The organism is Rhizobium sp. SL42, from assembly GCF_021729845.1.
Taxonomy (GTDB): domain Bacteria; phylum Pseudomonadota; class Alphaproteobacteria; order Rhizobiales; family Rhizobiaceae; genus Allorhizobium.
Genome location: NZ_CP063397.1, coordinates 1,910,891 through 1,936,332 on the forward strand (window position 1 = coordinate 1,910,891; position 25,442 = coordinate 1,936,332).

The 25,442-nt window shown below is 62.9% G+C and carries 19 protein-coding genes; 6 read left to right on the forward strand and 13 right to left on the reverse strand.

Annotated elements, in window-relative coordinates; translation table 11 throughout:
* Positions 1-32 precede the first annotated feature (32 nt).
* Genes IM739_RS08970 through IM739_RS08980 form a run of 3 tightly spaced genes read left to right on the forward strand, consistent with a single transcriptional unit; the run spans position 33 to position 5,289 of the window.
* Positions 33-806: a response regulator transcription factor gene (locus IM739_RS08970; protein WP_272911337.1), complete on the forward strand. Its 774-nt coding sequence runs from the start codon at positions 33-35 to the stop codon at positions 804-806.
* Between the two features lies 1 nt (position 807).
* A complete protein-coding gene (locus IM739_RS08975) occupies positions 808-2,256 on the forward strand; it encodes a sensor histidine kinase (protein WP_237370815.1) in 1,449 nt (482 codons plus the stop codon).
* Between the two features lie 60 nt (positions 2,257-2,316).
* Complete coding sequence (locus tag IM739_RS08980; RefSeq protein ID WP_237370816.1) at positions 2,317-5,289, forward strand: bifunctional [glutamine synthetase] adenylyltransferase/[glutamine synthetase]-adenylyl-L-tyrosine phosphorylase; 2,973 nt, start codon at positions 2,317-2,319, stop codon at positions 5,287-5,289.
* 56 nt (positions 5,290-5,345) lie between these two features.
* Here IM739_RS08980 and IM739_RS08985 read toward each other — a convergent pair whose 3' ends face one another.
* From IM739_RS08985 to IM739_RS08995, 3 genes are all read right to left on the reverse strand, one after another.
* The gene (locus IM739_RS08985) at positions 5,346-7,697 is read right to left on the reverse strand and encodes a PAS domain-containing sensor histidine kinase (RefSeq protein ID WP_237370817.1); all 2,352 of its coding nucleotides are present in this window, start codon (positions 7,695-7,697) and stop codon (positions 5,346-5,348) included.
* Between the two features lie 353 nt (positions 7,698-8,050).
* Positions 8,051-10,699, reverse strand: a complete 2,649-nt coding sequence (pepN, locus tag IM739_RS08990) for an aminopeptidase N (protein ID WP_237370818.1) — start codon at positions 10,697-10,699, stop codon at positions 8,051-8,053.
* 246 nt (positions 10,700-10,945) lie between these two features.
* Complete coding sequence (locus IM739_RS08995; RefSeq protein WP_336886410.1) at positions 10,946-12,055, reverse strand: methyl-accepting chemotaxis protein; 1,110 nt, start codon at positions 12,053-12,055, stop codon at positions 10,946-10,948.
* A gap of 311 nt (positions 12,056-12,366) precedes the next feature.
* Here IM739_RS08995 and IM739_RS09000 point away from each other — a divergent pair, with 311 nt between their 5' ends.
* Positions 12,367-13,305: a DMT family transporter gene (locus IM739_RS09000; RefSeq protein WP_237370819.1), complete on the forward strand. Its 939-nt coding sequence runs from the start codon at positions 12,367-12,369 to the stop codon at positions 13,303-13,305.
* Positions 13,306-13,317: 12 nt separating this feature from the next.
* Here IM739_RS09000 and IM739_RS09005 read toward each other — a convergent pair whose 3' ends face one another.
* Positions 13,318-14,568, reverse strand: coding sequence for an MFS transporter (locus tag IM739_RS09005; protein ID WP_237370820.1), 1,251 nt, complete (start codon positions 14,566-14,568; stop codon positions 13,318-13,320).
* Positions 14,569-14,987: 419 nt separating this feature from the next.
* Here IM739_RS09005 and IM739_RS09010 point away from each other — a divergent pair, with 419 nt between their 5' ends.
* Entirely contained in the window at positions 14,988-15,884 is an 897-nt protein-coding gene (locus IM739_RS09010) for a hypothetical protein (RefSeq protein ID WP_237370821.1), read from the forward strand.
* Between the two features lie 97 nt (positions 15,885-15,981).
* Here IM739_RS09010 and IM739_RS09015 read toward each other — a convergent pair whose 3' ends face one another.
* The 9 genes from IM739_RS09015 to IM739_RS09055 all read right to left on the reverse strand — a co-directional run bounded on the left by IM739_RS09015 (position 15,982) and on the right by IM739_RS09055 (position 24,404).
* Positions 15,982-16,140, reverse strand: coding sequence for a hypothetical protein (locus IM739_RS09015; RefSeq protein WP_237370822.1), 159 nt, complete (start codon positions 16,138-16,140; stop codon positions 15,982-15,984).
* A 256-nt stretch (positions 16,141-16,396) separates the two neighbouring features.
* Complete coding sequence (locus IM739_RS09020) at positions 16,397-16,588, reverse strand: hypothetical protein (RefSeq protein WP_237370823.1); 192 nt, start codon at positions 16,586-16,588, stop codon at positions 16,397-16,399.
* A 143-nt stretch (positions 16,589-16,731) separates the two neighbouring features.
* Positions 16,732-17,613: a uracil-DNA glycosylase gene (locus tag IM739_RS09025; RefSeq protein WP_237370824.1), complete on the reverse strand. Its 882-nt coding sequence runs from the start codon at positions 17,611-17,613 to the stop codon at positions 16,732-16,734.
* 76 nt (positions 17,614-17,689) lie between these two features.
* Entirely contained in the window at positions 17,690-18,982 is a 1,293-nt protein-coding gene (locus IM739_RS09030) for an Hsp70 family protein (RefSeq protein WP_237370825.1), read from the reverse strand.
* 152 nt (positions 18,983-19,134) lie between these two features.
* Positions 19,135-19,335, reverse strand: a complete 201-nt coding sequence (locus IM739_RS09035; RefSeq protein ID WP_237370826.1) for a hypothetical protein — start codon at positions 19,333-19,335, stop codon at positions 19,135-19,137.
* 183 nt (positions 19,336-19,518) lie between these two features.
* Positions 19,519-20,304 carry an SDR family oxidoreductase gene (locus IM739_RS09040; RefSeq protein WP_237370827.1) on the reverse strand — a complete coding sequence of 262 codons (786 nt, stop codon included), beginning with the start codon at positions 20,302-20,304 and terminating at the stop codon, positions 19,519-19,521.
* Between the two features lie 92 nt (positions 20,305-20,396).
* A complete protein-coding gene (locus tag IM739_RS09045; protein ID WP_237370828.1) occupies positions 20,397-21,800 on the reverse strand; it encodes an FAD-binding oxidoreductase in 1,404 nt (467 codons plus the stop codon).
* Positions 21,801-21,879: 79 nt separating this feature from the next.
* Entirely contained in the window at positions 21,880-22,791 is a 912-nt protein-coding gene (locus tag IM739_RS09050; protein WP_237370829.1) for an NAD(P)-dependent oxidoreductase, read from the reverse strand.
* Positions 22,792-23,006: 215 nt separating this feature from the next.
* Positions 23,007-24,404 carry an aminotransferase-like domain-containing protein gene (locus IM739_RS09055; protein ID WP_237370830.1) on the reverse strand — a complete coding sequence of 466 codons (1,398 nt, stop codon included), beginning with the start codon at positions 24,402-24,404 and terminating at the stop codon, positions 23,007-23,009.
* Positions 24,405-24,533: 129 nt separating this feature from the next.
* On the opposite strand from IM739_RS09055, the gene IM739_RS09060 reads away from it, so the two are divergent.
* Positions 24,534-25,397 (forward strand): DMT family transporter, encoded by an 864-nt coding sequence (locus IM739_RS09060; RefSeq protein WP_237370831.1) that lies wholly within the window; start codon positions 24,534-24,536, stop codon positions 25,395-25,397.
* Positions 25,398-25,442: the final 45 nt, after the last annotated feature.

A 25,442-nucleotide genomic window follows, 5' to 3' on the forward strand; every position in this document is an offset into this window, starting at 1 on the left:
CCCTTTTCCATTCACGGACAGGGAGAAACGGTATGGCCGGCGAGCAGACGACGAACCTGGATGGCACAGCCGTGCAAAGTGGTGAAACCGGTTGGACGGATGCGACAGCCGGCGCTAATGTCGCCCATATGAAAATACTGGTGATTGAAGACGACCTCGAGGCTGCGGCCTATATGACGAAGGCTTTCCGCGAGGCCGGCATTGTCGCCGACCATGCGAGCGACGGTGAAAGCGGGCTCTTCATGGGCTCGGAGAACACCTATGACGTGATGGTGGTCGACCGCATGTTGCCGCGCCGCGATGGCCTGTCCGTGATCACCGAACTGCGCAAGCGCGGCGTCGATACGCCGGTGCTGATTCTCTCGGCCCTCGGGCAGGTCGACGACCGCGTCACGGGCCTGCGCGCCGGCGGCGACGATTATCTGCCCAAGCCTTACGCCTTTTCCGAACTGCTCGCCCGGGTGGAAGTTCTCGGTCGCCGCAAGGGCAAGCCGGAACAGGACATGGTCTACCGCGTCGGCGACCTGGAGCTGGACCGGCTCTCCCATGAAGTGAAGCGCGCCGGCAAGGATGTGCTGCTGCAGCCGCGCGAATTCCGCCTGCTCGAATATCTGATGAAGAATGCAGGACAGGTGGTGACCCGCACCATGCTGCTGGAAAATGTCTGGGACTACCACTTCGACCCGCAGACCAATGTCATCGACGTGCATGTCTCGCGCCTGCGCTCGAAGATCGAGAAGGATTTCGACCGGCCGTTGCTGAAAACAGTGCGCGGCGCCGGCTACATGATCAAGGACGAAGGCTGACATGCCGGTGAAAAGCCGTTTGGGCGTGTTGTTCAAGTCGACGGCCGTCAGGCTGTCTGCGCTCTACATCCTGCTCTTTGCCCTCTGTGCGGCATTCCTCGTGTTTTACGTGACGGGCCTTTCCGAGCGCATCCTCAACAACCAGACCCGCGAAAGTCTGAAAGAGGAAGTGCAGGAGATCGAGAAGGCCTATGAGCGGGGCGGGGTCACCCAGCTTCTGCGCACCATGGAACGGCGCTCCCGCCAGCCGGGCGCAAACCTCTATGTCATCGCCGGGCCGAACGGCGAGATCGTTGCCGGCAATGTCGCATCCGTCCAGCCGGGTGTCTTCGATGAGGAGGGCTGGACAGGTTTTCCCTTCCGCTACGAGCGCTACAACGACAGCGGCGGCGTGAAGCGGCATCTGGCGACGGCGCATGTGTTTTTCCTCGACAACGGCTTTCGTGTCCTGGTCGGGCGCGATCTCGGCGAACCGAGCAAATTTCGGCTGCTGGTGCGCCAGGCCCTGATGGTGGCCCTGCTGATCATGGGCATTGGAGCCGTGGTGATCTGGTTTGCCATCGGCCGCAATGCGCTGAAGCGCATCGACCGCGTCTCGGCCGCAAGCCAGAAGATCACCGCGGGCGACTTGTCGCAGCGCCTGCCGGTTTCCGGCTCGGGCGACGAATTCGACCGGCTGTCCTCGTCGCTGAATGGCATGCTGGGCCGTATCGAGCAGTTGAACGAGGGATTGCGCCAGGTCTCCGACAATATTGCCCATGACCTGAAGACACCCCTGACACGGCTGCGCAACAAGGCGTCCGATGCGCTGTCGGCTGTGGACGAGAGTGCCAAACATGCAGCGCTGGAAGCGATCATCGTCGAATCCGACCAGTTGATCCGCACGTTCAATGCTCTGTTGATGATTTCACGCGTCGAGGCAGGCTCGATCGCCGCCGAACTGACGGATATCGATCTTTCCGCCATTGCCGCCGACAGTGCTGAACTCTACGAGCCGGTTGTCGAGGAGGCGGGACAGCAGATGGTCTGTGACATCGCGCCGGGGCTGTCCGTGCGTGGCAACCGCGAACTGATCGGACAGGCGATTTCAAACCTGATCGACAACGCCATCAAGTATGGCGCGGGCAATTCCGACGCTGTGCATTCCGATGATCCGGCCAAGGCGGCGCCAAAGATCACGGTCAGGGTTGCCAGGGGTGCGTCAGGCGTCGAGATTTCCGTTTCCGACCAGGGGCCGGGCGTGCCGGCAGACAAGCGGGCCGAGGTGGTCAAGCGCTTCGTTCGGCTCGACAAGAGCCGTTCCAAGCCGGGAACCGGGCTGGGCCTGTCGCTGGTCGAAGCGATCATGGCTCTGCATGGCGGGCGGCTTGTGCTGTCCGATACAAACGGCGGCGACGAAGGCGCGCGTGGCCTGACGGCAACCATGGTCTTTCCCGGCATGAAGCCATAACCTGCCAGCGCTTGAGAGATTCGGCGAGATCTCCGGCGCAAGGGAAGGGAGGCTCATGCGATGGCGCAGCAATCTGAGGCGAAACAGGCGGCAAGACGGCTGGCCGAGGTGACGGACGGGATCATCCGGCCGTTCAACCAGGCCGAACTGAAGGCCGCCAACGCGACGCTGAAGGATCTGGCCAGGCAGGAGCCGCTGATTGCCGAGCTGATGGCGGGCGATGGGCCGCTGAAGACATTCCTCGCCACGGCTTTCACCCTGTCTCCCTATCTGCGCGACATAGCCAACCTGAAGCCGGCACTTCTGGCCGAGGCGATCAGCCAGCCGCTGGAACCGCTGCTCGAGACCGCGGTCGCCGAGGCGAGGGCAGCCTGGCTGCCAAGCGCGGAGGGGATCGTTCCGACGGAAGCCGAGGTGATGACCCGACTGCGCAATGCCAAGCGGCGGGTGTCCTTCTTCACCGCGCTGGCCGATCTCGCCCGGATTTTCGACGCGCGCGACACGACGGCCTGGCTGAGTGCAGTGGCCGACGCGACCGTGGCCGCGGCTATCGACCATCTGCTGCTGGCGGGCCATCAGTCCGGCAAGCTGACTCTGAAGGACACGGCGGCACCGGCGACGGGGAGTGGCCTGATCGTGCTCGGCATGGGCAAGCTCGGTGCCTGCGAGCTGAACTATTCCTCCGACATCGACCTTGTCGTCTTCTTTGATCCCGAAGCCGGCATCCTCAAGGACCGGGACGATGCGACAGAAACCTATGGCCGCATGATGCGCCGGCTGGTGCGCATCCTGCAGGAGCGCACGGCCGACGGCTATGTCTTCCGCACCGACCTCAGGCTCAGGCCCGATCCAGGCTCTACGCCGCTCGCCGTGCCCGTCGAGGCGGCACTGATCTATTACGAGGGTCGCGGCCAGAACTGGGAACGGGCCGCCTATATCAAGGCGCGGCCGGTCGCCGGCGACCTGAAGGCGGGCGAGGGCTTCCTGCGTGAACTGACGCCCTTCGTCTTCCGCAAATATCTCGACTACGCAGCGATCGCCGACATCCACTCGATCAAGCGGCAGATCCATGTGCACAAGGGCCATGGCGCGATCGCGGTGAAGGGCCATAACGTCAAGCTCGGCCGTGGCGGCATCCGGGAGATCGAGTTCTTCGCCCAGACCCAGCAGCTGATCGCCGGCGGCCGCATGCCGGACCTGCGGCTACGTCCGACCGAGGCGGCACTGAATGCACTGGCCGGTGCCCACTGGATCGATCCGCTGACGGCCGAGGAACTGATCGGCTGCTACTGGTTCCTGCGCGATGTCGAGCACCGCATCCAAATGGTGCATGACGAGCAGACCCATGTCCTGCCCGATACCGAGGCCGAGCTGAAGCGCATCGCCTTCATGCTGGGCTTCATCGACACCACGGCCTTTTCTAGCCGGCTCGAAACCGTGCTGAAGACGGTGGAGCGCCGTTATGCGCGGCTGTTCGAGAAGGAGGAGGGCCTGTCGAGCGCGACCGGAAACCTGGTCTTTACCGGTCAGAAGGACGATCCAGACACGCTGAAGACGCTGAAAGGGCTCGGCTTCGAGCGCCCCGAAGACATCTCTCGCGTCATCCGCACCTGGCATTATGGCCGCTACCGCGCAACGCAATCGGTCGAAGCGCGCGAGCGCCTGACCGAACTGACGCCGGACCTGTTGAAAGCCTTCGGCGAAAGCCGGCGTGCCGATGAGGCGCTGCTGCGCTTCGACAGTTTCCTCGCCGGACTGCCGGCCGGCATCCAGCTGTTCTCGCTGCTCGGCAACAACCCGGCCCTCCTGGACCTGCTGGTCAACATCATGTCCTCGGCGCCGAGACTGGCCGAGATCATCGCAGCCCGGCCGCATGTCTTCGACGGCATGCTCGATCCGGGCCTGATGGTGGAGATCCCGACCCACGATTATCTGGCGAAACGGCTGTCCGCCTTTCTCGGCGGCTGCCGGCACTATGAAGAAATCCTCGACCGGCTGCGTATCTTTGCCGCCGAGCAGCGTTTCCTGATCGGCATTCGCCTGCTCACCGGCTCGATTGCCGGCAGCCAGGCCGGGCGCGCCTTCACCGACCTCGCCGGGCTGGTGATCGAAAGCGCATTGAAGGCAGTGATTGCCGAAATGGAGCTGGCCCATGGCCGGCTGGCGGGCGGGCGCGTGACATTGGCCGGAATGGGCAAGCTCGGTTCCTATGAACTGACGGCGGGCTCCGATGTCGACCTGATCCTGCTCTATGAGCATGACGACGACGCGCACGAATCCGACGGGCCAAAGCCGCTCGATCCCGTGCGCTACTATACCCGCCTGACCCAGCGGCTGATCGCGGCTTTGTCGGCGCCGACGGCTGAAGGCGTGCTCTACGAAGTCGACATGCGGTTGCGTCCGTCCGGCAACAAGGGACCGGTCGCGACACGGCTGAGGGCTTTTGCCAAATATCAGCGCGAGGAGGCCTGGACCTGGGAGCACATGGCACTGTCGCGCATGCGGCTGCTGTGTGGCGATGCCTCGCTCATTGCCGATGCCGAGGCGATCGTCGCCGAAATCATGGCGCTGAACCGCGACGAGGCCAAGACCGCCAGGGACGTCTCCGAGATGCGGGCGCTGATCGACAAGGAAAAGCCGCCCCGCGATATCTGGGACCTGAAGCTTGTTGCGGGTGGACTGATCGACATCGAGTTCATTGCCCAGCATCTGGCGCTGGTTGCCGCCGGCCGCGGCGTCCCCGTGCGGACCAATGGACTGTCGACGACAGAGGCGCTGAAGGCGCTGGCCGCCCTGATCGATCCGAACGATCTGGACACCTGCCAGCAGGCGCTGAAACTCTACACCGATGTGTCGCAGGTGATCCGGCTGTGCATTGAAGGCCCGTTCGAGCCGGCCCATGTCCCGGCCGGCCTGACCGACCTTGTTGCCCGGGCCGGCGACAGCCCGGACCTGAAATCGCTGGAGGCGGAGATCAGGCGGTTGTCCAAGGCGGTGCGCAAGGTGTTCGGCAGGGTCGTCCAGCGCGGCTAAGGCGCGGGGCTGGAGGGAGCGGGTCCGTTGTCGACCGACCCGCGTGTGCGGAGCCGTCAGGCCCGACGGCGCATCGGCATCACGATCATGTCCGGGATGCGCAGCGACACGACGGTGCCCTGTCCTTCGCGGGAGCGGATACGCAAGGATCCGCCGTGCAGCGAGACCAGCGAGCGCGAGATGGCGAGCCCAAGGCCCGAACCACCCTTCGATTTGGCATACTGGCTTTGCACCTGCTCGAACGGGCTGCCGATCTTGCTCAGCGCGCTTTTCGGAATGCCGATGCCGGTGTCGACGATCGACACGATGACGGCACCTTCGACCTTGTGCGCACGCAACGCGATCTTGCCGCCGTCATTGGTGAATTTGACTGCATTTGACAGGATGTTGAGCAGGATCTGTTTCATCGCGCGGCGGTCTGCGACCACCGACAGGCCATCATCGACACGCTGCGAAACGGTGATGTTCTTTTCCAGCGCCGGGATGGCGGTGAGGCGCATGCTCTCTTCGATAAGCGGTCCGAGATCGATGGTCTCGCAGCGAATTTTCATCTGCCCGGCCTCGATCTTCGACATGTCGAGAATGTCGTTGATGACGTTCAGCAGATGTTTGCCGCTCTCGTGAATGTCCTTGGCATATTCCTCGTATTTCGGCGAACCGACCGGGCCGAACATGCCGGCGAGCAGGATTTCCGAAAAGCCGAGGATGGCGTTGAGCGGCGTGCGCAACTCGTGGCTCATGTTGGCGAGGAATTCCGACTTGGCCTTGTTGGCCGCTTCCGCACGCTGTTTCTCGGCCAGGTATTTTTCGTTCGCATCCGACAGTTCGGTCTTCTGCCGCTCGAGGATTTTCTGTGAGGACGACAGATCGCCGATGGTCGCCATCAGGCGGCGCTCCTGGTCACGCAGCCGTTCCTGGTGACGCTTGAGCAGGGTGATGTCGGTGCCGACAGAGACGAGGCCGCCGTCACGGGTACGGCGCTCGTTGATCTGCAGCCAGCGTTCGTCGGCAAGCTGGACTTCCGTGGTCCGCGACGTGGTGCCGAGATCCGGATCGGCGATGCGGCGCTGGATGATCGGACGCGAGGCCGAGCCGAGCACGCTGGCGCGTTCGGTGCCGGGCACGAGCACGCTGTCCGGAAGGCCGTAGACCTTCTGAAAATGCGCATTGCACATCACCAGCCGGTCGTTCTTGTCCCACAGCACGAAGGCTTCGGACGTGCATTCGATCGCGTCGGCAAGGCGCTGGTCTGCTTCGGCGTAGCGCTGCGCCAGGCGGTGCTGTTCGGTGACGTCCATCGCGATGCCGATGACATGCAGGCAGCCGGTATTGGAGCAGATGATCTGGGCGCGGGCGCGCAGCCAGACATAGTGGCCCTGGGCATGGCGCATGCGGAAGACCTGATCGATCTGGCGCGAGCTGCCACGGCCGACCGAGCGGGCCAGTGCATAGAGATTGCCGTCGGCCGGATGCATCAGGCGGGCCGCATCGGCAAAGGCCAGCGGCTGGTTGGACGGCGCGAGACCGAGCATCTCGTACATCGAGCGCGACCAGATCAGCTTGCGGCTTGACAGGTCGAAATCCCACAGCCCGCAGCGGCCGCGTGACAGGGCGGCTTCGACGCGCATGTTGGATTCGAGGAAGATATCGTCCGCCTCGCGGGCCCGCCGAACCTGATGGAAATAGGCGTAGAGTACTACCAGCAGCGTCAGCGAGATGCCGGCAAACAGCGTCACATTGAGCGCCAGTTCGCGGCGCCAGAACTCGTTGACCGATTGCAGCGAATGGGCGGTCAGGATCAGGGCGCCATCGGTGCCGACGGGGGTGACGACCGCATAATGCGGCTCACCGTTGATATTGGTCTCGATCGCGCCGGATCGGTCGCCGAAGCGACGGATGGTGGTCACCTCCGGCAGCAGGCTCGCGAGCATGAAGCCGACCTGGCCGGAGGCGCCCGGCGATGCGCCGAACACGCGGCCCGCCGGATCGACCAGCAGCACGAAGGCGCCGTCGGACAGATATCCCGGTGTCAGATAGGAAAACAGCGCCTGTTCGGCACCTTCGCGATTGCGACCGGCAAACAGCTCCGGCCGGGTCGCAAGCACCGACTGAGCCGTGAGCGAGATCAGCGAGGTGGATTGCCGGATCGACGCTTCCATCCTGCCATGCTCGGACACGATGCCGACGAACCGCGCCAGGGCGACGACGGACAGGAATGCGATGATCAGGATCGGGATGGACCGGCGCAGCAAGGTTTCGACGGGGCTCGACGGCCCGCTGCCATCCTCCCGCAGGGACGGTGAAGACCGGAGCAGCCTCCGGCCGAATTCTTCGAACACTGCCGCAACACCCGAAAATTTGATGCGCAACCGATCATCGGCTGCGGAAACCCGCCGCGCGTTCAACATTGCCCCTGCCTCTATCCCTCGTGTGATTCGCTGCGCCGCTCGCCCGAACCGTATCCAAGGAATCATGCTCGATTCGGCTTGTCCAGACCGGGTGGGTAAAGAAATTCTTAAGCCATTCTTCCGAATCCGTTTTTTCTGCGCCGGTATCTGACGATGAAGGGTCAGGATTGAATATCTGCCTCGCTGCCGCCTCTCGCTGTAGTCCGGCGCATACGCAAACCGATGGCTTTGGCCTCAGGTTTGTCCCCTGCGGCAGTGCTTCGGCTCCACGGTTTTCAGGATTGCAAACGAAAGTGGCGCGGGACTTGCCCGCGCCACTTTCGTTTGTTCGGCATGGTTCGTTGCGAAGGCGATCAGCCCTTCAGGATACGCTCGACGATATCGCTGACATCGGTGGAAAGCGTGCCGGTGCTTTCGATCACCTGCAGGGCCGAGCGGGCATGCTCTGCCCGAACCGGCTCCAGCAGGCGCCAGGAGCGCAGCGCCGTCAGCAGGCGCGCTGCAAGCTGCGGGTTGCGCGGGTCGATGTCGAGGATCTGCTCGGCGAAAAACCGATAGGCCTTGCCGTCGGCGCGGTTGAAGCCGGTCGGGTTCGAGAAGGCAAATGTGCCGACCAGCGAGCGGACGCGGTTCGGATTGCTGGCGATGAAGTGCGGGTTCTTCATCAGTTCCTGCACACGCTCGAGTGCGGCAGCACCCGGAATGGTCGCCTGGATGGCGAACCACTTGTCCAGCACCAGCGCATTGCTGGCGAAACGCTGTTCGAAGCTGGAGAGCGCCGACTTGGTTTCGGCAGCGTCGGGGAAGCGATGGGCCAGCACCGTCAGCGCCTGCGACAGGTCGGTCATGTTGTCGGCCTTGGCGAAAGCGTCTGCGGCGAGTGCCGGGCTGTTTTCCGCCTGGGTCAGGAAGGCAAGGGCGGCGTTCTTCAGCGCGCGGCGACCGGCGCCGGCCGCATCCGGAGTAAAGGCGCCTGTGTCCGAATGGGTCGCGTGCAGCGTGCGGAAGATCTCCACGCCGGCATTGGCGATGGCGCCCAGAACGGCTTGGCGGCCGGCATGGATCGCATCTGGATCGTTGTTGCTGCCGAGTTCGCGGGCGATGTCGGCTTCGCTGGGCAAGGCGAGCGCCTGGGCGCGGAAGGCCGGCTCCAGGCTTTCGTCGGCCGCGATGGCCAGAAGTGCGTCGGTGAGAGCCGCATCGGCGAGAATTTCGCCACCGCTGCGGGCCGCATCGGCCGATGCCGTGAGGATCGGCAAGGCGAGGTCGGTGATCGCCTGCCAGCGGGCGAAGAGATCGCTGTCGTGGCGGGCAATATGGGACAGATCGTCCTTGCTCTGGTCAAAATGCAGCGTGACCGGGGCAGAGAAACCGCGGTTGAGGGACACGACCGGACGCGCGCCGATGCCGGAGAAGGTGAAGGTCTGGCTGCGCTCGGTCAGGTGCAGCACGTCGTCCGAAACCTCGCCGCCGGCAATGGCGGTTGCGGTGGCCTCCGCGCCGTTCTCCGTCAGCAGCGAGAAGCGCAGCGGAATGTGCATCGGTTCCTTGGCCGTCTGGCCGGGGGTCGCGGCAACCATCTGCTCGAGCGAGAGCGACAGGGTCTTGGAGGCGGCATCGAAGGTCGAGGACACGGTGATCTGCGGCGTACCCGCCTGGTGATACCAGAGCGAGAACTGCTTGAGATCGCGACCGCTCGCTTCCTCGAAGCACTTGACGAAATCCTCGACGGTGGCGGCATCGCCGTCGTGACGTTCGAAATAGAGGTCCATGCCCTTCTTGAAATCGTCGCGGCCGAGAATGGTCGCGATCATCCGGGTGACCTCTGAGCCCTTCTCATAGACCGTCGTCGTGTAGAAGTTGTTGATCTCGCGGAAGGTGGTCGGGCGGACCGGATGGGCGAGCGGGCCGGCATCTTCCGGGAACTGTTCCGAGCGCAGGTGGCGCACTTCGGCGATGCGCTTGACCGACCGCGAGCGCTGGTCGGCGGAGAATTCGTGGTCGCGGTAGACCGTCAGGCCTTCTTTCAGGCACAGCTGGAACCAGTCGCGGCAGGTGATGCGGTTGCCGGTCCAGTTGTGGAAATATTCGTGGGCGATGATCGCCTCGATGTTGGCATAGTCCTGGTCGGTCGCGGTTTCAGGGTCGGCCAGCACATACTTGTCGTTGAAGATGTTGAGGCCCTTGTTCTCCATGGCGCCCATGTTGAAGTCGGACACGGCGACGATCATGAATATGTCGAGGTCGTATTCGCGGCCGAAGACCTCTTCGTCCCATTTCATCGAGCGCTTCAGCGCGTCCATGGCATAGGCGGCACGCGCCTCCTTGCCATGCTCGACATAGATCTTCAGCGTCACTTCGCGCTCGGACATGGTGACGAATGTATCTTCGACCACGCCGAGATCGCCGGCAACCAGTGCGAACAGATAGCTCGGTTTCGGATGCGGATCGAACCAGGCGGCGAAATGTTTGTCCGGGCCGAAGCCGGCACCGCCGAGGAAATTGCCGTTCGACAGGAGCAGCGGATTGGCCGCCTTGTCGGCGATGATGTTGACTGTGTAGACGGCGAGCACATCCGGGCGATCGGGGAAATAGGTGATGCGGCGGAAACCTTCGGCTTCGCACTGCGTGCAATAAATGCCGTTCGACCGATAGAGGCCCATCAGCTGGGTATTGGCCTCCGGATTGATCATCGTGGTGACCGTGATCTCGAAGGGAGTTTCGGCCGGAAGGCCGTTGATCGTCAGGCTCTCGGGCGTCGCGGTGTAGCGGTCTTTCGCCATTTCGACCTGGTCGAACAGCAGGCTGGTCATGTTGAGATCGTCGCCATCAAGCACGAGCGGTGTGGAGGCATCGACGCCTTCGCGCCGGTGGAAGATCAATCGGGCTTCCACCTTGGTATCAGTAGGGTCCAGTTCGAAGGTCAGATCAACCCGTTCCAGAACGAAGTCAGTGGGGCGGTAGTCTGCCAGATGAACGATCCGGCCCGTGTCTGTGCGCATGTTTTGTCCTGGTCGCTTCGAGGCTAGGCCGGAACAAGGCAAGGGTTTCCCTCACCTCTCCAGGCCAAATCGAGGGCGATGATTGCACCAATTTCTGAACGATTATTAAAACACGATACAATTTAATGCGCGAAAGACCGATAAAGGTCGAACCACGCGAGGCAAATCCGGACGGTCGCATAGAATAGCGATCCGCCTGTCGCCGGTTCAACTTCGCCTGCATGCGTATTTGTCGACGCCGGGGTGTTACTTCAGCGACAATTGGCGACGGATCGCGTCGTCGCTGTCGGATTGCTGGATGATGACGCCGTACCAGCCGAGGCCATCGTAATCCTCGTAACCAAGGGTCCGGGCGAAGGCGACGATTGCGCCGTTGTTGTCATAGTAACTGCCACGCATGGCGCGCTGCGGATTGTGCAGGGCGAAATGCGTATAGGCGCGCTGCGGCCGGCTCGAGGCGATCACCATGTTATTGCCGTCGAGCAGCAGGACTTCCGTCTTTTCGGCAATCTGCGGCGGCAGGTTGGCTTCCTTCTCGACGATGGCCGTGCCCTGGCCCTGCCAGTCGAAATAGACGCCGAGCGTGCCGACAAGCGCGCCATCGCTGCGGCCGCCGTCGCGGATGCCTGTGGCATAGACGAGCACGTCGCGATCGTCATGCAGGGCGCTGCGCCTGACTTCGTCGACGACATAATCGTCACCGCTCTTGCATTCGCGCGCCGCCTTGAACCAGGCTTCGGTGGCAAGATTGCAATCCTTCGTCTTGCGCTGGTGTTTCGGGTTGGCCGAGGCGACGACCCGCCCCTTGGTGTCGGTCATGACAAGATCGAGATACACGGTGTAGAAGCGATTGATTACGCCCAACCTCTCGGCGGCATGGGCAAAGGCGTCGGCCGAAGGCTGCGCCAGCGCGCCCCAGAGCGCCGAGTCCGTCGCCCACCAGCGCACATCCGCGGTGCGTTCGAACAGGTTGCGGACGATGAACTGCACCAGCGTCTGGGCCAGATCTATCAGCCGCACGCCTTCCATTTCCTCGACCAGTGCATCGGCCATCGACCGGCTGAGACCAATGCGGGTCAGCACGTTTTCCTGGAAGCGATCGGCAATGTCGGCCGCGCCCTGTGCCAGTCGCTGGACCTCGTTGGCAACGACGGCAAAGCCTTTGCCGCTTTCGCCGGCCCGCGCCGCCTCGATCAGCGCATTGATGGCGAGCAGCCTGATCTGCCGCACGACATGAGTATTGTCGGCGCTGAACTGTTCAAGATCCGCGCCGATGCTCTCGGTGATCAGCCGCATGGAACGGGGCGTGGCGAGTTCGGCTGCGAAGGGGGCTGTTTTGGCCGCTGTCTGTGTCATGGCAACATCCGGGGGTAAAAAAGGAACCGTTTCAAAAATCAATGTCATGCGAACCGCAATTCGGCGGCCAAACTTGCTACTGGCGGGAAAGATAATTAATTGAGATTAAAATAACCGTTAAGGAAATCAGGCGAGAAACCCCCGATTTCAAGCCATTTCTGGGTTTAATCTGGTTAATTTGCGGGCTTGTCTGTCGGCTGGCGAAGTGCAAGGTTGGTTGCAGCGATTCATCCCGTGGCATTCCCGGTCACGGAACTTTCCCGTCGCCGTTCTCCGTCGCCCTGTTCCGCATCGATACGTTAGTCAATTGCATGGCATTTGCCGACCCTGATCCGCTTCGCGGCATTATCCTGAAAATCTGTTCCGTCACCGTTTTCGTCGGCATGCAAACCTGCATCAAGCTTGCCGGTACCGGCATTCCGGCGGGCCAGATCAGCTTTCACCGATCGGCATTCGCCATCCTGCCGATCATGCTCTATCTCGGCTGGCGGGGCGAATTGCGCCAGGCGCTGCAGACTGACAATCCCTTCGGCCACGTCAAGCGCGCGCTTCTCGGCGTGTTTGCCATGGGCGCCGGTTTCTACGGCCTCGTGCATCTGCCGCTGCCGGATTCGATCGCCATAGGCTACGCCATGCCGCTGATTGCCGTCGTGTTCGCCGCGGTCTTTCTCGGCGAAACGGTAAGGCTTTACCGCTGGACCGCCGTCGTGGTCGGCATGATCGGGGTGCTGATCATATCGCTACCGAAGCTGAGTCTGTTCGGTGATGGCGAAATGGGATCGGAACAGGCTTTCGGCGCCATTGCCGTGCTTGTCGCCGCAATGCTCGGTGCTGCCGCCATGCTGCAGGTCCGCCAGCTCGTGCGGGTGGAAAAGACCTCGACAATCGTCCTGTTCTTTTCCGTCATCGCGGCTTTGCTCTCCGCCTGCACCTGGTTCTTCGGTTGGGTCGAGCTGTCGTGGACCGCGCTCGGCCTCCTGGCGATTGCCGGCTTCTGCGGTGGGCTGGGGCAGATCCTGCTGACCGAGAGCTATCGCTTCGCCGATGTTTCGACGATCGCCCCGTTCGAATACTGTTCGATCATCATGGGCTCGGTCATCGCCTATATCCTGTTCGACGACATCCCGACCTCGACCACGTTGATCGGGGCGGCGATCGTGGTCGGCGCCGGGATCTTCATCATCTTCCGCGAGCACCAGCTGGGCCTCGAGCGCCGTGCGGCGCGCAAGGCCTCGACCCCGCAGGGCTGAGCGGCCTGCCTGTCAGCGCAGCCGCTCGTCCGGGTCCGGCGTGTTTGGCGAGCCGGTGACGTCGGTGCCCTGCATCGGCAGGGCAACGGCGAGGAAGTCTGTCTTGTCGGCCTGGTTGCCACTGTCGGGGCGGCGCGAAATGCGCCAGCCGGCATAACCCGCATAAAGCGCAAAGGCCGTTGCCAGGAACCAGATCAGCGCACCGGGACCAAGCCACTGCATCAACGAGCCCGCCATGACCGGTCCGGTGACTGTGCCGAGACCGTAGAGGATCATGATGGCGCTGGACAGCGTCACATATTCATCCGGCTCGGCCAGGTCATTGGCATGGGCGACGTTCAGCGAATAGACCGGATAGAGAACGGTGCCGACGAAAAAACCGGCGATATAGACAGCGACGGCATTGTCGGCATCGAACATCGTCATCATCAGGCAGGCCAGGACGCCGAAGATCCCGGCCCCGATCATCACCAGTCGGCGATCGATCCGGTCCGACAGTCGCCCGATCGGCACTTGCGATATGGCGCCGCCGGCGAGAAGGGCCGCCAGAAGCGTTGCGCCCTCCGTCGTGTTCATGCCGATATTCTGCGAATAGACGCCCCCCAGGCTGCCCCAGGTGCCGGACAGCGCGCCGGACAGCAGCGAGCCGAAGAAGGCCAGGGGAGAACGGCGATAGAGCCGCTTCAGGTCGAACTTGGCCTCGGCGATCGGGGTCGGCGACTGGGCCGTCGACAGCGCCACCGGAAACAGCGCCAGCGAAAAGATCAGCGCGCAGACCATGAACAGTTCCGGTCCGTCGGGGTTGCCGAGCGGCACGATATACTGGCCGCCGATCGAGCCGACGAGGCAGGTGACCATGTAGACAGAAAACAGGGCGCCGCGATTGGCATTGTTCACCCGTTCGTTCAGCCAGCTCTCGATCAGCAGATAGGCACCGGCAATGGCGAAACCGGACATGCCGCGGAAGATCATCCATGCCCACCATTCGACCACCAGCGCGCAAAGCAGGATGGACACGGTGAGCAGGGTGATCAGCGCGCCGAACACCCGCACATGTCCGACGCGGCGCACGAAGATCGGCGTGACGATGCACGAGACCGTGAAACCGAACGTATAGCCGGTGGCGATGACGGAAATGGTGAAGGTGGACCAGCCCTCGCTGATCGAGCGGATCGGCAGCATGAATCCCATCAGCCCGAAGCCGGCCATCATCAGCAGCGTCGAGAACATCAGGGTGGCGATCGAGGCGAGGCTATTGATCAATGGGGTACCTATCCAGCGCGGGAAAACGGACTCTGCCAATATTCGCTCTTGGGTGAACTGTCGATTGCGACGTGAAACGACGCAAAGCTTCTACGTCGTTTCACGTATTGTCATGTTGGCGCGGCAATAATTGATTGAAAAAGCGACACGAATTCATTTACGATATTAAGAATTCCCAAACGGTGAACGTGACGTGCGGGGAATGCTTAAAGCCACAGGGGTTCCATGCATCTTGAACACTCTCCAATGCTGCGACGCGCTGTCCCTTGCCGGACGGCGATCGATGCATTGTGCCGGTTTGGTTCAGGTGCCGACCGGCTGGCGCGGATTTATCGAGACAGGGCCCATGGACGCCAGGTCAATGGGCACCCGAGCAATGGCCAAGTGACCCGTGAAGCATCGGCTGCTGGAGATTGCCGATGGCTTTGAAGGTGGAAGACGTGACGGGCCATCCCGGCTTTATCGAGGCATTGCAGGGATTTGCCGCCACGCTTCGAGCGCAGTTCGATGAAAGTCCCCGGCTGTCACGCATGCTGGCGTCGCATCAGCGGTGGCTATTGAGCCAGGCTGCCTTTGCCCTACAGCTCGAATACGATGCCAGCCAGCCGGGAAGCGGCCTGACGACCACGAACCTGCGCGAGATCATCACGTCCAGCAATGCGGCGAGCCGCAACACCGTGCTCAACTTCCTCGACCAGTTGCTGAGCTATCGCTTCCTGCGCATCGCCGGGGAAAGCAACCGTCGCCCACGCCGCTATGAGGCAACCGAAATCTCCACGGCGGCGATGTATCGCTGGGTTCTGGCCAATCTCTCCGTTCTTGATCGGCTTGACGGAGCAGGGCGCGTGGCGCGGCTGATCGAAGAACCTGCGTTGATGCACAAGATACAGCCGCAGATCGCAAGGCGCGCCTGCCTTGATCCGCGCTGGCTCGAGCCGCCGCCGCGTGTGGCGCTGTTTTTATGGACCGAAGCCGGCGGCCTGGTGATGGACGATCTGATCCGCCGGGCGATCCATCTGGCGCCGGGTGCCGACGGTTACGACATCGGCCGTATCGACGCCCGGCTGATGGCTGAGCAGTTCATGATATCGAGAACGCACCTGCAGCGCCTGGTGCGCCGTGCCGTCGAGACCGGTTGCCTCGCCTGGTCGGACAAAGCCAAGAGCCGGTATCTGCTGAAAGCTGATTTTCTAGCGGAATATTGCGGCTGGCAGGCGGTGAAATTCTCGATCGTCGATCATGCCTACGAGATGATCTGCGGGCCGGCCCGTCTGGAAGACCCGGAACCGCATCTGGCGGCGGTCTGCGAGGCGTGAGCCTGCGAGCATTGGTTTACCGCAATGCCTGATAGGCCGGGCGATTTCGCCGCGGGCCTCATCCTGTGTCGGGCTGTATTTTAAGCTATCGGATCAATCAGAAAGCCAGCGGCTGAACCGCCGGACGTTCGCCGCGTGACAGAGAGGCCTGACGCTGGCGGGCGGCGTGGGAATATTCGGCCGAGGCGTTGACGGCGTGGCCGATCTGATCAACGACCTGGCGCAGGCTGCGGACGGGATGGAAGGGTAGGGTCATGGTCAGTCCTCTGCTTTCGATGCATGTCAGCGTGAAGGTCTTTATTAGTTCATGACTGAACGTTTTGTGCAATGCACAAATCGAAGACCCTGCTATGCGCCATATGCAGGCGTGACCGCGGCAGGCCGCACCGAACTGTGCCGGGCTAGTAATCCCTGCGGATTATATCGGAAAAGCGGCGCTGATCGAATGCTGGCGGCACGATCCGCGCGTCGCTGAAGAAGCGCTGCGCGGCTAGGGCTTCACGCCAATTGGCTCAGGCGCGGAAATCGGCGAACACGCTCGCCGGGCGAGCGATGCGACCATTGGCTTCGGTGAAGCGGGCGCTCAGTTGTTCGCAGGCGGCAAGTGCGGCGCCGCGGTGATAGGGGTTGCTTGTTCGTGCGTATTCGCCCGCGAGGCGCACGGTTTCAAACTTGCAGTGGATCGGGCGTGTGCGAAGGCTCACGATGAAATTCCTTGTTAAGCACGTCCTCCCTTTCTGCGGACAGATATCGCAGTGCAACATAGATTCGGCAAGCTCGCCAAGCGCGGCTCTGCCTTGCGTAAAACGCATGGCTGATTTCATATTTCTTTAATGATGGCGCTTTTTTAGTCAGTTTCGCCGGTTTGGATCCGCGCGGCAAAGGCCAAAAGATCCTGCCAGGCCAATGCCTTGCTGGCCGGCGCGGTCAACAGCTCTTGCGGATGCAGGGTTGCCATGGATTGCACCGCGTGGCCGCCGGCGCCAAGCGAGCGCCACTGTCCGCGCAGGGCATGGATCGTGCCGTTCTCGCCAAAAAAGAATCGTGCGGCAAAATTCCCGAGCACCAGCACCTGTTTCGGTGCGGCAAGCGCGATCTGTCGTTCGATGAACGGCCGGCAGATCGCGCATTCCGGAACGGACGGCATGCGGTCGCCGGGCGGGCGCCAGGGAATGATGGTGGTGATCGTCACCGTCTCGCGGGTCTGGCCGATTGCGGCCAGCATCCGGTCGAGCATGAGGCCGGCGCGTCCGGAAAAGGCCTGTCCCTCGCGGTCGTCATCGGCGTTGGGCATCGGCCCGATCAGCATGATCCCGGATTCAGCACCGCCCGCGGCCGAGATGGTCGAGCGGGCGCTGGTTTTCAGGTTGCAGCTGGCAAAGCCTTCGATGGCCGTCTTCAGTTCAGCCAGCGAGCGTGCGCTTTCAGCGGCAAAACGGGCTTCCGCCACGGCGTTTTCATCGGGAATGGCGGGCAGGGCAGAGGACAGCGACGGGGCCGGCCGTGCCGCCTGGCGTTCATTCGCGGATGTTCCGCGTTGTGCCTGCGCAGCGGAGGCCGCTTGCGGCTCGGGCGCTGTCCGCGCGACCTGCCGTGCCGTCTTCTCCGCGGCAAAGGCTGCGATCCTGTCGATCGGCTGATCTTCGACCAGCCACTCGACCCCGGCTTCCGCATGGAAATGCAAAAGCGCGGCCAGTTCGGCATGCGTCATGTCACGGGCTTGGATCATGGCCTTGTTCTAGCCTTGCCCGCCATCGTAATGCAAACCGATTCCGCGGTCGCAAGCCTGTCGCCAGCCTTTGGCCTCAGGCTGTCCACTGACTGATGTCGTCGCGCTCGCCGATCAGGGCAAGACCATGGGCGATCGACACGAGTTCACCACCGGTTTCGATCTTGTCGGCGGCAAAGCGCCGCTTGAAGATGTCGCGCACGGCCGGCACGAAGGACGTGCCGCCGGTGAGGAAGACCTTGTCGATCTCGCCGGTCGTTGTGCTGGTCTCGGTCAAAAGCTGGTCGAGCGCCGCTTCCATGCGCGAAAGGTCTTCGGCGATCCAGCTTTCGAACTCGGCGCGGGTGACCCGCTTTTCGCCGGCCTTGCCAAGCGGTGCGAAGCGGAACTCAGCCTCGTCGGCCGACGACAGCGCCATCTTGGTGGCCGAGACCGCCTGATAGAGCGGGTAGCCCTCGTCATGTTCGATCAGTTCGATGAATAGCTCGAGCTTGTCCGGCTCGACAGCCTGACGCACCAGCGACTGCAGATCGGTAAATTCCTTCATCGTCTTGAACACCGACAACTGGTTCCAGCGCGAGAACGACAGATAGTAGTTGCTCGGCACGTCGAGCAGCTTGCCGAAGCTCTTGAACTGACTGCCCTTGCCGATTTCCGGCGCGACCAACTGGTCGATGATGCGGGCATCGAACTGGTCGCCGGCGATGCCGACACCGGAATGGCCGAGCGGCCGTGCCGATAGCTTGCCGCCGGCGGTTTCGAAGCGGATCAGCGAGAAGTCGGTGGTGCCGCCGCCGAAGTCGGCGACGAGCACTGTCGCGTCCTGCTTCAGGTTTTGGGCGAAGTAGAAGGCCGCCGCTACCGGCTCGTAGACATAGTGGATCTCGGGGAAGCCGAGCCGCGACAGGGCTTCGTTGTAGCGGGTGGTGGCGAGCGCCGGATCGGCGCTTGCGCCGGCAAAATGTACCGGGCGTCCGGCGACCAGCCGCTTGGCGTCGCTCGGCCAGCCGTCGCCGGCATAAGCCTCAAGGCGCTTGAGGAAAACCTCCATCAGGTCCTCGAACTGGAAGCGCCTTGCATGCACCAGCGTGCCCTGGAACACCGCGGAGGCGGCAAAGGTCTTGATCGACTGCAGGAATCGACATTCGCCGGGATTGTCGATGAAGGTGCGGATGGCGGCCTGCCCGGCCTCGACCTTGAGCGCGCCTGCACCGAGCTGGCGATCCTTGAGGAAGGAGAGCGCCGTGCGCATGCTGTCGGACGTGCCGGCCGGCGAGGTATAGCGGATCGAATGGGTCTGCTCCAGGTTTTCGGCCTGCGCGATTACCGTATTGGTCGTGCCGAAATCGAGCCCAAGCGCGTGTGCCATGGCCGCCGCTCCTTCATGGTGATACTGTCAGAGAATGCCGGTCAAGCCGGCACATGGCCCGGGCGTCTGGCCGGGCACGGGAAAGCGCGCCTGATGCCACAGGGGTGGCTGAAGGGCAAGCAGAAATGCTGCGTTGCGAAGCGCGGCAAGGTCTATCTGCGCCGCCGGACGAACAGGAGGACGGTAAAGCCGACAGCCGCGAGGATCGCGCCGCGCAGGATCCACGGCGTTTGGTTGATCATGAAACTGGAGGCCGGGTAGGGGAAGACGCCGGTTCCCTGGCCGATCCAGATCAGGCCGATCAGCGCGGCGAGCACGCAGATGACCTGCAATACGATACGAATGACTGCCATGACACGGATCCTCTGGACGAATAGGGGCATGCAAGCTTGGCAATGACGCGGCCGATATGCCGCCGTTTCACCGAAGGGCGCTGTGATGATGCGCACGAAGGGTGGCAAACATGCGCGTCGATAGTCATCTGGTCTCTGCACAGGCAGGCAATGGAGTGCCATGCCCGCCTGTGCCGATTGCACTCAGTTCGATTTCGCCGCGCCGCCGTCGACGCGCAGCATGGTGCCGGTGATGTAGCTGGCCTGGGCCGAGCAGAGGAAGGCGCCGGCTGCGGCGAATTCCTCGACGGTGCCCAGTCGCTGGGCCGGGATCGACTTGACCGAAGCGCTGCGGATTTCCTCCAGCGACTTGCCGCTACGCTTGGCATTGGCGCCGTCGAGTTCATCGATGCGGTCGGTGTGGATCCGGCCGGGCAGCAGCATGTTGGCCGTCACGCCATAGGAGGCGACCTCCGAGGACAACGTCTTGTTCCAGCCGACGAGCGCGCCGCGCAGCGTGTTGGACAGCGCAAGGTTCGGGATCGGCTCGAACACGCCCGAGGACGCGACGGTGAGGATGCGGCCGAAGCCTTGCGTCTTCATCAGCGGCACGAGCGCATTGGTGAGCGTGATGACGCGCACGACCATGGACTGGAAGAAGTTGTAGAGCTTCTCGGCATCCATATCCTCGACCGTGCCGGGGGTCGGCCCACCGGTATTATTGACCAGGATGTCGATGCCGCCGAGCTTGTGATGCACTGCCGAAAGCATGGTATCGACGAAATGCGCGTCGGCGAGATCGGCAACGACATAGTCAGCCTTGCCGCCGGAAGCCTGGATCGCCGCGACATTGGCCTTCAGCTTGTCTTCCGTGCGGCCGCAGATCAGCACATGCACGCCTTCAGCCGCAAGGACCTTGGCGATGCCGAGGCCAAGGCCGCGCGAAGCGGCGAGTACGAGAGCGCGTTTACCGGAAATACCGAAATCCATGGCGATGTCCTTGTCTGATGCAAATGTATTGAACGCAGTCTATCGAGCGTTGATGGCGGACGGAAGCCTGACCTCCGTCGGCAGTCGCAAAATCAAAACGGCACCTTGCCCGGATTGAACAGGCCGTCCGGATCGAGCAAGGTTTTGAACTGCCGCGCGAGTGCCTGTTTTCCCGGGTCTGCGTGTTCGAGATAGGCACGGTGCTTGTCCAGCCCGACGCCGTGTTCAGCCGAAAAACTGCCGCCGCAGGCGGTGATCCCAGCATAGACGGCGTCTTCCACATCATGCTTGATGTCGGGCGAAAGAGGGCCGGGCGTGGCCAGCGCGATATGCAGATTGCCATCGGCAATATGACCATAGACATAGGTGTCGTAGCCGCTTCCGATTGATCGAAGGCGGTGGGTGAGTTCGGCCACATAGTGGTCGACGAGCGTCGGCGGCAGAGAGACGTCGAAAGAGGGAGCCTGTGGAAAAGCTGAAAAATAGAAGCCCGAGTCTTCGCGCAGGTCCCAGAAACGCCGCGCCTGCTCCGAAGATTGGGCGACGATGCCGCCCTTGATCTCGGCCGCGTCCCAGATTGCCGCGAGTTCTTCTTCGAGAAGCGAGGTCGCGTGGTCACCGCTCTGCGCCGATATTTCGACCAGAAGCAATGAGGCACGGTCTTCGAGCCATGAGAGGTCGAAACTCTTCAGCTGTGCATGGTCGCGCACATAGCGCGGCCACATCATTTCGGCGGCTTCGAGCAAGAGGGACGGATGGCGTCGCAGGCGTGCCGCGACCTCGAGCGCACGGCCGGCATTCGTAACGCCGAGAAGGGCCACCGCCCGATGCGGCCGTATCCGCTCCACCTTCATCACCACCCGCGTCACGAAACCGAAGGCGCCTTCGCCGCCTATGAAGATTTGCTTGATGTCGGGGCCGGCCGACACCTTCACCACTCGTGTCATGTCCGACAGGATCTCGCTCGAGGGCAGGACGGCTTCCAGACCGAGGATCTGATGGCGCATCACGCCATTGCGGAAGGCGAGGATGCCGCCGGCGTTGGTCGAAATCATGCCGCCGATGGTGGCGGATCCTCGCGAACCGAGATCGATGCCGGTGGTCAGACCATGCGGCGCGAGTGCGGCCTGCAGCCCTTCCAAGGTCACCCCGGCTTCGACCTCGACGGTCTCCTCATCTGCATGGATGGCAATGACGCGGTTGAGCCGGGCGCTGGAAAGGATGACATCTCCATGCCGGCTGACGCCGCCGCCGACCAACCCGCTGAGGCCTCCTTGCGGAACGATCGCGACATGATTTGCCCGGCACCAGGAAATCAGTGCCGCCGCCGCAGCCGTCGAAGCAGGCTGCGCCACGACGCCAGCGGCCAGATTAGTCGGATCCTCGCCGGGATGGCGGCCAGCCATCGCGTCCGGACCGAGGATGCGCAGATCCGGGTGCAGCCCGTCGAGTGCGCGGGCGATATCATGGGGAGAGAGGGGCGGATGTGATGCCATGGGAAAAGCCTGGAAATGTCTTTCGGCTTCTTCGCCGGAAAGACGGATCGCCGCAAGTGACGACGTTCGCTTTGCTCGCTCAAAGCTCCGCCGGAAAGCCCGGTGCGCGCAGATCCGTGCCGGTGGCGTCTTCGAGCAGCTTGACCACCTGCGACGACCAGGCGTCTCCGCCATAGGTGGAGCGGGCGCGGATGAAGGTCTGCAACGCATGGCCGGCAAGATCGAGCGGTACGCCGTATTCGCGGCCGAAGCCGAGGGCAAAGCCGAGATCCTTGACCGCGAGATCCATGGTGAAATTGATGTTGTAACTGCCGTTCAGGATCACCTGGCCCTCGGTCTCGTGCACGAAGCTGTTGCCCGAGGAGGCCTTGATGATGTTGAAGGCACCGGTGAGGTCGATGCCGCCCTTCTTCGCCAGCATCAGCGCCTCGCCGGTCGCGATCAGGTGGATGAAGGCGAGCATGTTGGTGATCACCTTGATCACCGAGGCCTTGCCGAGCGGGCCGGCGCGGAAGATCTTGTTACCCATCGCTTCGAACGCCGGCAGGTGCAGGGCATGCAGGTCGGCGTCGCCACCGGTAATCACGGTGATCTCGCCGGAGGCCGCCAGATGCACGCCGCCCGTGACCGGCGCCTCGAGCATGCGCACGCCATGATCGGCCGCAAGTTTGCCCAGTCTAAGCACCTCCTGCTCGTCGAGCGTGCTCATCTCGATCCAGGTTCTACCCGATTTCAGTCCGGCAAGGATGCCGCGCTCGCCGGCCAGCACCTTTTCGCTGACACGCGGCGAGGGCAGGCAGGTGATCACGGCATCGACGGCCTCTGCCACCGCTTGCGGATCGTCCGCCCAGCGTGCGCCACCGGCGAGAAGGTCTTTTGCGTTGTCCCGGTCGAGGTCATGGACCGTGACGTCAAATCCTGCCCTGACCAGGCTGCCCGCCAGATGCCGGCCGAGATGGCCGAGACCGATGAAACCGTATGTGACTGCCATGTCGCGCTCTTCTCCTTCAGTCGTTGCAAGGGAGACTGCGCCAAAGCGGGCGGGTGTTCAAATGCAGTTTTTGGGGCGGGCACGTAATTGCTATCAAGGACAGGCCGGCCACGCGATAGGGTCAGGGATTTTGCCGGCGTTGTCGGCCGGCAAGAACGATCGCTGCGCGATCGATCTGTTTGCCAAAATCCATCGACCTTTGGTCATGCCGGCGATCAGCGACGGCGCATCTCGTCGATCTGAGCGGTCAGCACGGCATACATGGCCGGATCCTGGCAATGGGCAACATTGAAGCGGAGGAAGGCGCCGGCCGATTGCGCCACGCTGAAGACATTGCCCGGCGCCAGGACCACGCCTTTTGCCAGGGCCGACTGTGCCAGTTCGGCCGAGTCCAGGCCGTCCGGCAGCCGGCACCAGAGATAGAAGCCGCCGCGCGGCATGTGCCACGGCTCGATGCCGAGATGCTGCAGGCGTTCGGCGGTCTGGCGCCGTGCGCGCGCCAGCTTCTGGCGCAGTTCGTCCATGTGTTTGCGATAGTTGCCGCCGGCAAGAACGTCGAGGGTCAAGGCCGCGGCAACGGGACTTGCGCCACCGAAATTGGTCGCCACCTGCAGGTCGACAAGCGCCTCGATCCAGTCCGCCCGGCAGGCGATGTAACCGCAGCGGACCGATGACGACAGCGTTTTGGAGAAGCTGCCGATGCGGATGACGCGGTGCAATCCGTCAAGGGCCGCCAGCCGCGATGACGGCTCGGGCTCGAAATCGGCAAAGATATCGTCTTCGATGATCGTCAGGTCGTGCAGCGCTGCCGCGTTCAGCAGGCGGTGTGCGACCTGGGGCGCAAGCGTTGCCCCGGTCGGGTTGTGCAGGGCGGAATTGGTGATGTAGAGGCGGGGCTTCTCGGCGGCAAGCACAGCCTCGAAAGCGGCGACGTCCGGGCCGGTGGTCGTATACGGCACGCCGACGATCCTGACCTGATGGGCGCGCAGCAGCGCCTGGAAATTGAAATAGCAGGGATCGTCGATCAGCACGGTCTCGCCGGGCCGAAGCAGGAACCGGCACAGCAGGTCCAGCGCCTGGGTACCTGATCCGGTGAGCAGCAATTGCTCGGGTGCGGCTTGAATGCCATCTTCGGCAAAGCGCGACAGCAGCAGCCGACGCAGAGCCAGCGGGCCGCGCGTATTGCCGTAGTCCGACAGCAGCGCGTCATCGGCGCGCGACAGGCTGCGCAGCGCCCGCCTGAGCGCCGTATTCGGCATCCACGCTGCCGGCAGCCAGCCACAGCCGGGCCTCAGCACCGCGGCATCTGCATCGAGCGACTGGCGCGAGACCCAGAATGGATCGACCGCCCGCTCGAGCGGTGCGGATGCCTCGGCGAGCTTCAGGGGCATGAGCGCACTAGTCGAGACATAAAAGCCCGAACCGCGTTGCGCCCGGATCAGACCTTCCGCCGCCAGGCGGTCATAGGCCTCGACCACGGTGGAAGGGGAAACGCCCATCGTGCCGGCAAAGCTTCGAATCGACGGCAGGCGGTCGCCGGAGCCCAGCGCCCGGCCGGCGATCCTTTGCCGGATGGCTGCCATCACCTCGCCGGTGCGCGTGTTGCTGTCCATGGTTCTGAAACTCTCCGGAAGGCTCGACTGTATGGGCAATGAACCAGTACAGTTTTGCTCAATTGTACCGAACTGTTGCTGTCTTCGCCAGTGTTCCAAAGCTAGGACGGTGTCAGAAAGCGAGGGCCAATGAAAACATCCATGGACGGTTGGGGCAGCGGTCTGCTCGGCGTATTGATCTTCAGTGGATCATTACCGGCGACACGCGTCGCCGTCGGCGGTTTTTCACCGCTGTTCCTGACTTCGGCGCGGGCCGTGATCGCAGCCCTGCTGGCCGCAGTCCTGCTGGTCATCTGGCGTCAGGCGCGTCCGGTTCGCCGCGACATGGTCTCGCTTGCCATCGTTGCGCTCGGTGTCGTCGTCGGTTTTCCGCTGCTGACCGCCTTGGCGCTGCAGACCATTACCGCGGCGCATTCGGTGGTTTTTGTCGGCCTGCTGCCCCTGATGACGGCAGTCTTTGCGGTCCTGCGCGGCGGAGAGCGACCCAAGCCACTGTTCTGGCTGTTCTCCTGCCTCGGCAGCGCCATCGTTGCCGGCTTCGCCCTGGTCACCGGTGACGCAACATCAAGCCTGGGCGATCTTCTGATGATCGCGGCCATTGTGCTCTGTGGATTGGGTTATGCCGAAGGCGCCCGGTTATCGCGCCGGCTCGGCGGCTGGCAGGTGATTTCCTGGGCGCTGCTGTTGTCGCTGCCGGTCATGGTCGCGCTTGCCCTGCTGACCATGCCCGTGTCCTGGCAGGCCGTCACCATGCCCGCATGGCTCGGGCTCGCTTATGTCTCGGTGTTCAGCATGCTGGTCGGTTTCGTCTTCTGGTATCGCGGACTTGCGCTCGGAGGGATCGCCGCGGTCGGCCAGTTGCAATTGTTGCAGCCGTTTTTCGGCCTGGCCCTTGCCGCGACGCTGCTGCACGAACAGGTGAGCCTCGGCATGCTGGCAAGCACGGTGGCGGTCGTGCTGTGCGTCGCCGGTGCAAAACGGTTCGCCCGGTAGACGGTATGCGCTGACAGGTCGTTGGCCCCATCAGTCGTTCACAGT

Coding starts and splice junctions, on each gene's coding strand:
- IM739_RS08970 (WP_272911337.1), top strand. CDS start 33: ATGGCCGGCGAGCAGACGACGAACCTGGATGGCACAGCCGTGCAAAGT.
- IM739_RS08975 (WP_237370815.1), top strand. CDS start 808: ATGCCGGTGAAAAGCCGTTTGGGCGTGTTGTTCAAGTCGACGGCCGTC.
- IM739_RS08980 (WP_237370816.1), top strand. CDS start 2,317: ATGGCGCAGCAATCTGAGGCGAAACAGGCGGCAAGACGGCTGGCCGAG.
- IM739_RS08985 (WP_237370817.1), bottom strand. CDS start 7,697: ATGTTGAACGCGCGGCGGGTTTCCGCAGCCGATGATCGGTTGCGCATC.
- pepN (WP_237370818.1), bottom strand. CDS start 10,699: ATGCGCACAGACACGGGCCGGATCGTTCATCTGGCAGACTACCGCCCC.
- IM739_RS08995 (WP_336886410.1), bottom strand. CDS start 12,055: ATGACACAGACAGCGGCCAAAACAGCCCCCTTCGCAGCCGAACTCGCC.
- IM739_RS09000 (WP_237370819.1), top strand. CDS start 12,367: ATGGCATTTGCCGACCCTGATCCGCTTCGCGGCATTATCCTGAAAATC.
- IM739_RS09010 (WP_237370821.1), top strand. CDS start 14,988: ATGGCTTTGAAGGTGGAAGACGTGACGGGCCATCCCGGCTTTATCGAG.
- IM739_RS09015 (WP_237370822.1), bottom strand. CDS start 16,140: ATGACCCTACCCTTCCATCCCGTCCGCAGCCTGCGCCAGGTCGTTGAT.
- IM739_RS09025 (WP_237370824.1), bottom strand. CDS start 17,613: ATGATCCAAGCCCGTGACATGACGCATGCCGAACTGGCCGCGCTTTTG.
- IM739_RS09030 (WP_237370825.1), bottom strand. CDS start 18,982: ATGGCACACGCGCTTGGGCTCGATTTCGGCACGACCAATACGGTAATC.
- IM739_RS09035 (WP_237370826.1), bottom strand. CDS start 19,335: ATGGCAGTCATTCGTATCGTATTGCAGGTCATCTGCGTGCTCGCCGCG.
- IM739_RS09040 (WP_237370827.1), bottom strand. CDS start 20,304: ATGGATTTCGGTATTTCCGGTAAACGCGCTCTCGTACTCGCCGCTTCG.
- IM739_RS09045 (WP_237370828.1), bottom strand. CDS start 21,800: ATGGCATCACATCCGCCCCTCTCTCCCCATGATATCGCCCGCGCACTC.
- IM739_RS09050 (WP_237370829.1), bottom strand. CDS start 22,791: ATGGCAGTCACATACGGTTTCATCGGTCTCGGCCATCTCGGCCGGCAT.
- IM739_RS09055 (WP_237370830.1), bottom strand. CDS start 24,404: ATGGACAGCAACACGCGCACCGGCGAGGTGATGGCAGCCATCCGGCAA.
- IM739_RS09060 (WP_237370831.1), top strand. CDS start 24,534: ATGAAAACATCCATGGACGGTTGGGGCAGCGGTCTGCTCGGCGTATTG.